At 37.9% G+C, this 14,021-nt stretch carries 5 protein-coding genes; 4 read left to right on the top strand and 1 reads right to left on the bottom strand.

The window, feature by feature from the left end; genetic code table 11:
* Positions 1–34: 34 nt before the first annotated feature.
* Positions 35–880 carry a L,D-transpeptidase gene (locus QSG86_RS11570; protein WP_317031628.1) on the bottom strand — a complete coding sequence of 282 codons (846 nt, stop codon included), beginning with the start codon at positions 878–880 and terminating at the stop codon, positions 35–37.
* On the opposite strand from QSG86_RS11570, the gene QSG86_RS11575 reads away from it, so the two are divergent.
* From QSG86_RS11575 to QSG86_RS11590, 4 genes are all read left to right on the top strand, one after another.
* The gene (locus QSG86_RS11575) at positions 864–8,786 is read left to right on the top strand and encodes a VCBS domain-containing protein (protein ID WP_317031629.1); all 7,923 of its coding nucleotides are present in this window, start codon (positions 864–866) and stop codon (positions 8,784–8,786) included. The genes QSG86_RS11570 and QSG86_RS11575 overlap by 17 nt on opposite strands.
* Before the next feature lie 138 nt (positions 8,787–8,924).
* Positions 8,925–10,283, top strand: coding sequence for a TolC family outer membrane protein (locus tag QSG86_RS11580; RefSeq protein ID WP_317031630.1), 1,359 nt, complete (start codon positions 8,925–8,927; stop codon positions 10,281–10,283).
* A 124-nt stretch (positions 10,284–10,407) separates the two neighbouring features.
* Complete coding sequence (locus QSG86_RS11585) at positions 10,408–12,543, top strand: type I secretion system permease/ATPase (protein ID WP_317031631.1); 2,136 nt, start codon at positions 10,408–10,410, stop codon at positions 12,541–12,543.
* Entirely contained in the window at positions 12,540–13,976 is a 1,437-nt protein-coding gene (locus QSG86_RS11590) for an HlyD family type I secretion periplasmic adaptor subunit (RefSeq protein WP_317031632.1), read from the top strand. The genes QSG86_RS11585 and QSG86_RS11590 overlap by 4 nt, the downstream gene beginning before the upstream one ends.
* Positions 13,977–14,021: the final 45 nt, after the last annotated feature.

Below are 14,021 nucleotides of genomic sequence, written 5' to 3' on the forward strand. Positions count from 1 at the left end.
AATGGTGTGATGGGCTAAAAAGTATGTGATGAAATTATTCAATAAACTGAATAGAGGTTCCTATGGCGAGTATTCTGGATAAGTATTGTACATCCCAGTTGGTTAGTCGAATACAGCCATGTGAGGATGATTTAGAAATTAAAGAAGGTGAAGGTGAGCCGTGGATACCAAAAGATGGCTTAGATAATCCAATCCATACATTACCAACTGGATTGTTAGGGCCTGGTGGTAGTGATAATGGTTTTAAGTTATTGCCTTGGATGAAATTTTTGGGACTATAACTATAATAAGGATTATGCACAATCGAAGTTATTTTGTGTGTTCCACTTGGGGATGGATTTTCTTCACTGCCAATTGTAACAGGGAAAGCAGCCACTAACTTACGCTTTGAATTAAAAAGAAATAACTGTTTCATCCCTTTATGAGCCACGATAGACTGTATATCTTGTATTGGTTTGCGCTGGATGTTGGCCACAATAATTTTTTCCCCAACGGTATCAAACTTATGCTTAGGATTTAATTGTTGTAAAAAAAATTCATCCATTCCAAAACGTTCTGCAAGCATTTCAGACATACGAACATAGTTTAGATTTTTCATTTTTGCCTGATCTGCATAATCCAGCGGAATATTGCTGATAAATGAATATTTTAGATCTTGCGCCGTCAGTTGATACTCAATAAAGACAGGATCTTTTGTGTTTTTATTGAGTAGATTCCATATGGTTTCATCCATAATACCAGTTGGATTTAAGCCATTCATAATTTGAAATGACGAAATCGCTTTAATTGTATTTAAGCCGCGTTTTCCATCTATTGGACCAGTGGATGATAAGTGGCGATTAAGTAAAACTTGAATCTTGCTATTGAGTGGAATATTCAAAGCGTCACTATTTTCCGACCATGTGACTTTGCATGCACCAGTCGATCATGTAGATACTTCTGTTGAAGACACGTTAAAATTTGATGTGCCATATCAAGTCAAAGATGAGCATGATGCCACTGCAAATGGTGTGATTAAGGTGACTGTAGAAGATGACAGTCCAATTGCACGTGATGATGCGAATCGTATTGTTGAAGATGCAGCACCTGTCAGCGGTAATGTGCTGGATAATGATCAGGTGGGTGCAGATGGTCATGGCCAAGTGACGCATGTGGGTAATACCGCATTATTCAATGGTGAAGTGACGGTCGTAGGTAAATACGGTAGCTTAACCATTCATGCAGATGGCAGCTACACCTACACCTTAGACAATAGCAAGCCAGAAGTGCAGGCATTGTCTAAAGATCAGGTGGTGACTGAAGAATTTGCTTACAGCATGCGTGATGCGGATGGTGATCAAAGCGATGCTAAATTAACCATTAGCATTACCGGTCAAAATGATGCGCCTGTGATTAATACGGATGCCAAAGCAGTGGTGTCTGAAGAGGGTTTCACCGATGCTAATCCAGATGCGGATGGTAATACGGATACCACCAATAGTGCAGTATTTACGGGTTACATCAATGTCACAGATGTTGATCGTGATGCGGAGTTAACTTATCAATTTACCGGTGTGCCAAACAACTTTGTAGATCTAGGGCCTAAAGGATTAACCAGTAATGGTGATCCAGTGGTGTGGATCTTTGATAAGAATTCACCAAATAAAATCACTGGTCAAGCCAATGGTAAAGATGTTATTACCATTACATTGGATGCCAAAACTGGTGAATACAATGTGACTTTGCATGCACCAGTCGATCATGTAGATACTTCTGTTGAAGACACGTTAAAATTTGATGTGCCATATCAAGTCAAAGATGAGCATGGTGCAACCGCGAATGGCAATATTACTGTTACGGTAGAAGATGATAGTCCGATTTTGGTTAAAAATGGTGAAACTATTGTTCTTGATGAAAAATATTTACCATTGGGAAGTGCCACAGATTCCACCCAGACGACAGTAACAGGTACTTTAGACGTTAAATGGGGTGCGGATAATGGTTCACAAAAAGATGCCCAGTTTACTGAGCAAACTAAAGCTGAATTAATGAAGTGGTCAAATAATAGCTTTAATCCAAATAAATTAACCATTAGCTTTGCTAATGATATGCATACGTTAATTGCTAAAGATGGTGATAAGGTTTTATTTGAAGTTAATCTTCTCATTAACGCTAATGGTAATGTTGAATATCAATTTACTTTAAAAGGTGCTTTTGATCACGATGCATTAACTGAGCTTAATTTACCATTTGATTCAATTAAAATTACGGATGCAGATGGTGATAGTGTTACAGGTTCATTTAATGTGGTGGTGAAGGATGATAATCCAGATCCAAAGCTTGTTCAGAAAATGGAAGTCAATGAAGACTTATATATTCCAAATGGCGGAAAACCAACCAATACAATCAATACCAATGCTGATGCAACAGGCACAAATACGCAAATTGACGGTAAAGTTTCTCATAATAATTGGGTAAAAACCCCACATGGCGAAGCTATGGTTAATCCAAATGGTACCATTACCTATAAACCAAATCCTAACTTTAGTGGAACAGATAGCTTTACTTATACCACGACTAAAGATGATGGTACTCAAGTACAGCATACCGTTGAAGTGGTGGTCAATCCGATTTCAAATGATCCACCAAAATTAACGACCAATACTAAAGAAATTCTATGTACACCAGAAGATACAACACTGAAATTAGGTTTAAAAACACCTCAAGTTTCAGATAATGTGGATCAAAATGGTGTTACAGCAGGAGATCAACCTGAACGTTTAGGTGCAATCACATTAACATTATCAGGTGCTGGTACAACAACCGTTACATTAGGTGATGGCGGGAAAAATACTGGTGCGATTTTAGTTGATGGTAATGGGCAACCATTAAAACTCAATGCGAATGGTAAATATACCATTGTCTTGGTTAATGCGGATGGTACATTACATGCTTCACACACTACGGATATTAAACTTGATCAATCAAATGTCAATTATTTAACGGTTGAACAGTATGAGAAAATCCAAGCTCAGCCAGGTGAAAACCGTCATGAAAACTTTGAAGTTAAAGTGACAGTGACCAGCTATGAGGTGGATGCAGACGGTCGTATTGATAAAAATGCTATAGGCGTGGGTTCAACACCAAATAACTTGGCTGATGATAAACCAGGTATCGGTGCAACCAATTCCGAAACCGTTAAAGTCACCGTACAAGCTGTAACCGATAATGCTGCATTAACCTTTGATACAGCAGTCACCATAAAAGCGGCTGATTTTGTTTCAGGCAACCAAAATAATCAAGCTAATCAAGATCATAGTTATACGGTTAGTTACGATGCAACGAAAGCAATTCCTAAAGCAACCGTCACGATCAATGAGGACTATAGTTTTAATCTTAAAGATATTACCAATATTAACTTTAATGATTTGGATGGTAGTGAGCAGCGTTCGATTAAGATTGAAAATCCACTAGATTCTGGTGGCGATATTCGTGTTTTTTATAATGGAAAATGGCATGACTTACCAGTAGGAGGAGAACCACTCATTATTCTTGCTAATTCAGGATTAGCTGGTCAAACTGGTCATGAAAGTAGCTTCCCGGATATTAAAATTGCAGGTGCACAAAACCAAAGTCAAAATATTAATGGCATTAAAGTCACCATTAATACTCAAGATACCGATAGTGATAAAGCAGCATGTGGTGACCCTATTGCTGAGAAAAATTTAACGGATAACTCCGTGATCATTAATCTTGAAGTTAAGCCTGTGGCAGGTGATATCACGATATCTAATGTTTCAACGCTAGAAGATACAGCCGTTGCTTTCTTAGCAGGTTTGAAAGTGACTGATAAAAATCAAAATTCAGTCACAGCAACCAGTAAAAATAGTGAGGTGATTAATCAGGTTAGCTTTACTATTCCAGACAATTGGAAAGTAATTGCCCCAGATCTTTCAACAGGCTGGAGTGTTCAAGGCGATGGAATTACGGGTAAATACGTCATTCATTTTGATGATAGTCTAACTGAAGCGGAACGTGAGGCGATTTTAAGTCAATTTAAAATTTTGCCACCGGCGCATAGCAGTAAGGATTTAAATGATCTGAAAGTGACGGTCACCACTACGGATACTAAAACAGATGCTACAGGTAAAGTATCTTCCGATACTGTAGAGAAAATTTTGGACTTAGATATCAAAGTGACACCTGAAGCCGAGCGTTTAGAACAGATTGAAGGAACGACTGGAAACGACAGTAGCCATTGGAAACCAACAGATACCGATGGGGCAGCGACAGATGGTAACCATGATAAAAATACCGCAAATGGGGATAAAACAGCCGATTTAACCATGAATGGTGATCATGTTTATTCTTATGCTGTTGATTTAAATCAAAGTTTGGATTTTGTTTACGACCGTTCAATTGCGAATTATGATTCAAATACGATCTATCCACCAAATAGTATCTCGTTGAATACGTTCCTGAAAAATAATCCATTTGCATTTGAGGGACAACCATTTGAGATCAATCAAGATAATTTTGATCTCAAACAGGGCTGGTTTAACCAAGATGGTCAAGCGCTTCCAACTGATGTCACAGGCCATAAAGAACAAACCTATGCCAAACTAACTGGATTTACCGGAGATAAAGCGACACAGGTCAATGCAACATTTGAGTACTCTAAAGACGGTGGTATTACTTGGCAGCCAGCAGATGTAATCAATGGCCATGTTGCGGTGCCAATGGAGTATTTAGATCATGTACGTGTCAATATTCCAGATATTTATAATGATGGTTTATTTGCTATTAAAGTTGAAGCTTTAACCGTTGATACCGATGAAGATGATGGCTCAAAAGTTTATGCAGTAAGTGGCACAGCTTGGTTAACCAATATTGTGGTATTACCGACGGCAAGTGATGTAACCTTACAAGTTAATCAACGTGTCGTGATGAATGAAGACTCAAGTAAAGAATTATTTATTCGTACTCAATCTACTGATGCGAAGGAAAAGTTTGAAATTAATATTAAAGGCTTACCTGATGGTTCTAAAATTGAGCTAGATGGTCATGTTTTTAATACAACAGATCCGACGACATGGAAGGTGGGCGATAAATATGAATTGACTCAGTCGACAGATGGTACTTTTAATTTAAGCTTAAAAGATATGAGTACCGGTGCCATCAAGCCAATTTATACGCCACCGCTCAATAGCAATACCAATGGTGATAATACTGAACTTAAAGTTACTGCACAGACTGTAGATAAATCCAATGGCTTTACTTCAATTGGTGAAGAAACTACTTTACCAATTGATATCTCCGTGATTGGTGTACCTGATACGCCAATTGTAGATCTTAACTCGGATCTGGTTTGGGATGAAAATACTTTAGATAAGCATGGTGTTACTGAAAATACTGCATCATCTACAAATCAAGCCAATATGATTGATTTGGCTGAATTTATCAAAAATATTCAATCGGGTGAGTTAACAAGCACACCACATGATCATTCTGAAACGGTGAGTTTACGTATTACTGGCTTACCAGAAGGCTTTGATTTGGTGGATGCACAAGGTAAGCCTGTGGTAACCTTATTAGGTGGTGACGGGGAAAATCGTATCTGGCTGATTAGTCAGGATGATATCGCTAAAGTCAGTATCAAGTTGCCTGTTAACTATAGTGGTGAACAAAGCTTTATTGTACAACCTGTTGTTACGGAGAATGATGGTAGTTCGGCACTCTTTCCTAAGCAGGAAGTCAACTTCACTGTTAATCCTTCACCAGAAGTGACCTTGGCAACGTCATCCAATGTTTGGGAAGATGAAGTAGATGGTAAACTTGGCCAATTGAATCTTTCTAAAGTTTATCAGAATGGCGATCAAAGCAATGAAGAGATTGTGGCGATTCGTATTTTGGCACAGCAATTAACGGATCAAAATATTATTCTGTATAAAGATGCAGCAGGTACAGAAAAGCTGGTTGCAAATGCAGACGGTTATATTTATCTGAATGCAGATGATGCAGTCTATGTACGTGGGCCAGCCAATTTTAGTGGTGAAAAAGTCATTGATATTGAATATGTTGCTAAAGATAGCTATATCAATGACAAAGGTGAAGTTGTCACTAAATACTCTGGTCAAACTGATAGCTTAGATTGGTCAAAAGCAGAGACTATTGAGCATCAACTTAACTTTAAACCTGTGACAGATGATGTATTGTTGACGATTAATGCCATTGAAGGACAATTGGGGCAAACGGGCTTTGAGGCTGTCAAAAACAATCAAGAGATTACTGTTTCTTTAGATATTTCTCAGGTTGTAGATGAGTCTTCTAAAAAGGCAGCAGATAGTACACGAGAAAATGAACAGGATTATGACTTTACTGTAAGTGAAGGTGGTGAGCATATTAATTATTATATGATTAATAATGTTCCTGAAGGGATTATTGTTAAAGGTGCGTATTATTTAGGTGAAGGCAAATGGATGCTCGAAGCTAAGGGTGATTTTACTGGAATGCTTAAACAAGACATTACCTTTAAAATGACCGAATATGCACCAGGTGATTTAAAAAATCATCCAATTACCATTGATGTCTTTACCCAAGATAAGTCTGAAGGTGAAGTGAAAAAAGCCAGTGTGACATGGGAGTTGAGTACTGATTTCTCTGGTCAAGAAGGTGAAGATGTTGTGCCGCCGAGTCTTGAAATTGATGTTAAAGACTATATTGCCACAGAAGATATCAAATTTAGTTTAGATCAGTTGGTTGATGTAAAAGAAATTGATTTTGGTACTAGTACTGAATTGGACATGGTTATTACAGTTCGTACTGAACCAGGCGATGGCATTGTTTTAGAAGGAATGGAATCGAAACAAGCCATTGAAAATGGCCAAACTGTCACCATATGGTATAAAGTGGTGAGTGGTGTAACTGAGTCTAATATTGATGCAGAGTTGGCAAAAGCATTACAGCAAATTCAGGTCAATACAGGATTAAATCAAAACAGTAATGCCAATAATCTGAACAAGATTCCAGAATTAGATATTTCTATTTCTTTGACTAATTATGCCACTGGAGCTTCAGGAAGTGCTTCAGGAAGTTCGGATGTAACGATTTTACCGGCAACAGATAAAGCTGAAATCAGCATCAGCGCTGGCGAAACCATTGAAGATAGTCAAGCGATCATTCCGATTGCGATCACTGTATCTAATGCAGCAGATCAATCAGGTGACTGGAAGATTGTAGATGGTAAAATGTATTTTACCGTAGCTAGTGATGTTTCGGGGACGTTGACCTATAGCAATGGTCAAGTGGTGAAGAGTCTTACTGCTGCTGAGCTAAAACAACTTGGTATTGATCTTGGTTTGACAGATGGGCAACTGGTTTATGTGGTTGAAGGTGTTGAACCAAATACAGCAATCAATTTGCAATATCAGTTGGATGGGCAATCTCACGGTGTTAAAGGTAACTTTGAACTCAATGCTTGGGTACAAAATCAGGAAAATGCATTAAGCTCAAATGGCTCAACTCAGGTTGTTATTTCTGATGGTCAAGGCCAATTGGTCATTAAACCAGTGAATAATATTCCTGTACTTGAAGTTATTGCTCAAGGTAACGAGCAAGATGGTACTGGTCGTTTGGCGAGTGGCAGTATTCAATTGAATTTTGCCAAGTTTGAAAACATGCCTCATCAAACGGGTGAAGTATTATATTCCGCTGTGTTACAAAACATTCCGGCTGGCTTTATTATCTATTATGGCGAGGATGAAGCGAGTGCCAAAATGGCTGTCAATGCTGGAGAAGGAGTTTGGTCATTACCAATTACAGCTAATGAATTACCAAAATATATCTCGATTAAACCACCTGCAAACTGGAGTGGCACACTAGATGATATTAAATTGACTGTTTCAACAGGTGAAACAACATTAAAACCAACAACTTCAGAATATGAATTTGATTTAGTGGTGAAACCTGTTGCTGATGGTATTCAAGACTTTGTACCGACGTATAGTTTTAATGAGAAAGGTTCAATCTCTACTGTATTAAACTTAAATATTGGTATGCGTGATCCTTCTGCAGCAACGAACTCTACAGCAAAAGATCAACATACTGAGGTAACGGATTTAATCCTAAAAGGCTTTACGGATCCAGCGGCAATCTTTATTGCCAATGGTGTTGAAATTAGTGCTGATCGTATTACGTTAATCCAGGATAACAATGGTGTGTATCAATATACCATTACTGGCTTAACACAGACTGAGCTAGATCAACTGGAAATTGTACACAAGAATACCAATGGCCAATTGATCATTAAGGCAGAGGCTTATACTTATGAAGTTGATCTAAATGGCAATAAAGTCAGTGAAAATAGTGCAACTAAAGATGCTGACTTTAAATTCCAAGTTAGTGGAGTTGCTGAAACAGCAACAGCAAGCCTGATGTTACTGGATGATGATCAGGATACCACCAACACATCACAGACGCATTTTGCATCTGATACTGATGGAATTTTACAAGGCCATACAGGTCAGGACTACTTTATTTGGGATACTGTACCTGATGAAGATATGGTCACCCGAGTTCAGGATTTCAATCCAGATGAAGATCAGCTTGATGTAAGTCGATTATTGGATCAACTGGGTTGGGATGGTGAACGTCCATTGAGCGATTTTATGTCTTATACACAAAACGGTGAAGATGCTGAGTTGGTGATTGGCAAAGATTCGAATTCGGTCACCATTATTGTTGAAAATAATGACTGGTCAAATATTGAAGGTCTGATGAAGTCTGATGACTTCAAAGCAGATAATTAAGTTTCAGGTGGTAACCCACAGGATGATGTCAATTATCCTGTGGTTTTAATGCACTAACAGAAAAGACTTTGGTCAAGTACTCCGGTGCAAAAGTTGATTATTTCTATGTATCTTGTATTGAAGAATTAAGGAAACCCTGTGAAGTTTAGTATCCTAACAAAATCTACCCTTGCATTATTATTGACTTATGTAACGAGTCAAGTATCCGCTGAAGATTTAAAATCAGTTGCTAAAACAGCAATTGAAAAAAATCCGGAAGTGCAAGCTCAATGGTATAATTTTGTTGAAGCAACCTCGAATCAAAAGCAAGCCAAAGCAGGCTATTTACCAAAACTTGATTTTAATGTGATTTATGGTCAAGAAGATCGTGAATTTGACCAACGTGGTTGGTTCAATCAGGGACAAACTGAGTTAACATTTACCCAAATGTTATTTGATGGCTTCCGTGTGAAAAGCCGTGTTCAACAAGGTGATTTTGCTGCATTAAAAAGTTATTATGAACTGAATGATGCTGTGGAACGTAAAGCATTAGAAGCATCACAGGCCTATATTGATGTTTTACGCTATCGTGAATTAGTTCGTTTAGCACAAGCTAACTTTGACAATCACCAGCGTGTATACAATCAAATTCAGCAACGTGCACAACAAGGTGTAGGTAACCGTGCAGATTTATCACAAATCTCAGGCCGTTTATCTTTAGCACAAACCAACTTAATGACAGAGCAATCCAACTTAAATGATGTATTGTATCGCTTTATTAGTATTGTTGGTTATGAACCTAAAGAGTTGGATCCGGTTGTATTAGATACTGATATTCCAGCATCATTGGATGGGTTAATTGATGCAACTTACCAGCATAATTATAGCTTACGTGCAGCATTGAGCAATGTTGAATATGCGCAAGCGAATGTTCAAGAGCAAAAATCGAATTTTTATCCGAATTTGGCTTTTGTTGCGCGTACAGGATACTATAAAAACCGTAATAGTTTTGATTCATGGAATGACGAACGTGAACATGGGCGAGACAGTATTGTTGAATTACGTTTAAACTATAATTTATTTAATGGTGGTGCAGATAAAGCGGCTTATAATTCTGCCAATGCGCGTGTATTAAAAGCACAAGATACCAAAAATCAAATGTGTTTAGATCTACGTAAATCAGTGTCGACAGCATTTAATAATGTTAATAACCTAGAATCACAAATGCAATGGCTACAACGTCATCGTGATGAGTCTGCTGCTGTTGTGAAAGCATATAATGATCAATTCGATATTGGTCGTCGTAGCTTGTTGGATGTTCTTGATTCAGAAAATGAAGCATTTCAATCGAATCGTAGTTATGCGGCTGCACAATATGAGTTAATGAAAGCACAACTGCAAATTCTTTATAGCACTGGTAAATTATTACCAGCACTGGGTGTGCAGCGCGATAACCTTCCTACCACTTCCGATATTACTGATCATGAATTAGATACTGCAAAGGTATGTGCTAGTTAAGTCAAGTCATTCATGGTTTAGGTTTCACCTTTAATATTGACATTAAAGGTTTTTAGGGTCATTCCTAAAATTTTGAGAGTTTTGCTCGGGATGAGCAAACTCTCCTTTTCGCTTAGGTGTAATTGTGGCAACAAATAAACTTTTTGATCCCTTAGTCGCATGTTTAATCCGGGTTGCTAAAGATAATCAAATTCATCTTACTCAAGACGGAATACTTTCAGGTTTACCTCTCCCCAATGGTCGTTTAATCCCTGCGTATTTTAATCGAGCTGCAGAGAATGCAGGATTAAGCAGTAATTTAGTTGTTCAAAGCTTAAATCAAGTTAATGTTTTTTTGTTGCCTGCGATTTTATTATTAAAAAATAATTCCGCATGTATTTTATATAAATTAGACTTTTCTAAACAGATGGCAACAGTCTGTTTTCCAGAAGTCAGTGATACTGTGACTGAAATCGAATTGTCTCAATTGGCTGAACAATATTTGGGTACAGTGATTTATCTAAAACAGCGTCAACTGGTGATTGATTCCAATATTAAAACACAAAAAACCAATAAGCATTGGTTTTGGGATGTGATACATCAGCATCGTACGATTTACAAAGACATTTTATTAGCAGCATTCATGATTAACATTTTTGCGCTATGTTTGCCTTTGTTTATTATGAATGTCTACGATCGTGTAGTGCCCAACCATGCAATTGATACCTTATGGGTATTGGTCATTGGTATTATGATTATCATTAGTGCTGAAGTGCTGCTTAAATTGGTGCGAAGTTATTTTGTAGACTTGGCAGCCAATCGTGCAGATACCAAATTATCAGCATTTATTATGGAGCGCGTGTTAGGTAAACGTCTAGAAACCAATACTCAGTCGATTGGTGCTATGGCATCAAGTATTCAATCTTATGAATCTATTCGTTCTTTTACCAGTTCAATGACATTGATTTCTGTGATTGACTTACCGTTCTTTGTTGTATTTTTAATTGTGATCGGCTTTATTAATTGGGTCTTTTTAATTCCATTAATTATTGCCGCAGTAGCAATTGTTCTTTACGCACTTTCCACACATATTCGACTTAAAACATTGTCTGAATCGATGACTGAAGCATCACAACAACGTCAAGCGTTTTTGGTGGAAATGTTAAACTCACAAGAAACAATTAAGAGTTTTAATGCTGCAACACGAATGCAAAGCGTTTGGGAACGTACGTCTGGTTTTGTGATTCATTACTCGTCAAAATTAAGATTTTCAGGCGGATCGGTTGGCCAAGTTGCGGCTTGGATTCAACAAACTGCAGGTGTTTTAATTATCTTGATCGGGGTATATCAAATTGTCAACGGTAACTTATCACAAGGTGCCTTAATTGCTTGTTATATGTTATCCAAACGTGCTTTAGCACCAATTTCACAACTTGCTAATCTTTTAACCCAGTATTATCAAGCGTCTAGTTCTTTACAACAACTGAATCAAGTGGTGGATGCAGAGCAGGAACGCGATATCACAAAAGGCTGGGTCAGCCATCCGAATTTACAAGGTCATATTGAATTTAAAAATGTATCTTTGAAATATCCTAATGAAACGAAAGATGCTTTAAATAATGTTTCATTCAGTATTAAAGCGGGCGAAAAGGTGGCTATTCTCGGTAAAATTGGTTCTGGTAAAAGTACCATTGAAAAAGTGTTACTGTCTTTATATCGTCCCACTGAAGGTGCTGTTTATATTGACCAAAGTAATTTAGCGCAGATTGACCCTAACGAATTACGTAGTCAAGTTGGTTATATTCCTCAAGATATCCAATTATTGAATGGTACGCTGTTGTCTAACATTACCTTGGCTAATCCACATATTAATCGAGCTGGCCTAGAGCAAAGTTTGATGATATCTGGATTAAACCGAATTCTAAAAGATCAAGAAGATGGATTATCGATGCAAGTCGGTGAAGGGGGACGAAAATTATCTGGTGGTCAGCGTCAAGCGGTTGCAATTGCACGTGCGATTGCTCAACAGGCACATATTCTGATCTTTGATGAGCCAACCAGTGCGATGGATGTAAATATGGAGAATCATGTGATTAAATCATTAAAAAATTACATGACACCTCATCATACTCTATTGTTGGTTACCCATAAGCCTGAACTGTTACAACTTGTTGATCGTATTATTATTTTAGATTCAGGGCGAATCGTTGCAGATGGTCCAAAACAGCAGGTTCTAGATACATTCTTTTCTAAAAAACAGACTGTTGAGGTGGCATCGTGAGTCAAGATCAAGATAAAACAAAGCGCGAAAAGCTGTTTAATAGTATTGGTGACAATATTGAAAAGTCTGAAAAGTTATTGGGTAATAAACTGTTTAGACCTTGGGGTGAAAAGTATAAAGCAGCATCACCTCAGGATTGGCAACAACAAGTAAAAGAGGTGACTGGTTCACAGAAACCATTGCAAGCGAAAGGTATTCTTTACACTATTGCAATTATTTGTTTAATTCTTTTTATTTGGGCTGCATTTGCTAAACTCGATGAAATTACCCGAGGAGAAGGAGAAGTTATTCCATCCATGCAGATGCAAGTGGTACAGTCTGTTGATGGTGGCGTTGTTCAAAAAGTCTTTGTCCAAGAAGGTGATCATGTCAAAAAAGGACAATTATTGGTTCGTATTGATCCGACCCGTTTTAGCTCTAATTTAAATGAAGTGACAGCAAAAATATTTGCCTTAGAAACCAAAGTGAAACGCTTAACTGCGCAGGTAAATGGTACAGCTTATGCTGCGAGTCCAATTCCTGCAGGCGTATCTACAAGTGAAGCGGCCAATATTTTATCACAAGAAAGTCAGTATTATAGCGAAAGCATGCGTGAGCTTAGTGCACGAACCATGACCAATCAAGGTTCTGTATCTCAGCGTCAACAAGAGTCACAACGTGCCAGTGCTGCCTTAGCACAAGCAGAGCGTGCCTATCAAATGGCGGTACGAGAGTTAAATACAACTCGTCCATTATTAAATACTGGTGCAGTATCTGAAATGGATATTTTACGTTTAGAACGTGATGTATCGAATGCTGATGGTGAACGTAAACAGGCTGCGGCAAATTTAAGAGCGATGAATGCTTCAGTAGGAGAAGCACGATCACGTACATCAGAAGGTGTTGTGACTTTAAAAAACCAGTGGCGTAATGAGCTTGCAGAAGCTCAGGCACAATTGGTCAGCTTAAAAGGTAGCGTATCCGGTGTTGCCGATCGCGTTAAAACAGCGGATATTCGTGCACCAGCAAATGGTATTGTACAGCGTATTCATTTTAATACCTTAGGTGGTGTGGTTAAACCAGGTGATCAAGTTGCTGAAATTGTGCCATTAGATGGACAAATGATTGTTGAAGCAAAAGTATCACCTAAAGATATTGCATTTATTCGTCCTGGATTGCCAGCAGTGGTAAAATTTAATGCATATGACTTCTCGATTTATGGGGGGATGGATGCAACCGTAACTCATATTAGTCCAGATACCATTACCGATGATAAAGATAATACCTATTATTTAGTTCGTGCTGTTACTAAGCAGCCATCTTTTGGTAAAGGGTTATCGGTAATTCCAGGTATGACGGTTCAACTAGATATCATGACAGGCAAAAAAACGGTATTGTCTTATTTGATGAAACCTATCTTAAAAGCTAAATCCAATGCATTGACAGAACGTTAATCGAACAATTGTTAAAATAGTCTCATACGGCATACAAATAAAAAT

The organism is Acinetobacter sp. SAAs474, from assembly GCF_032823475.1.
Lineage (GTDB): Bacteria > Pseudomonadota > Gammaproteobacteria > Pseudomonadales > Moraxellaceae > Acinetobacter.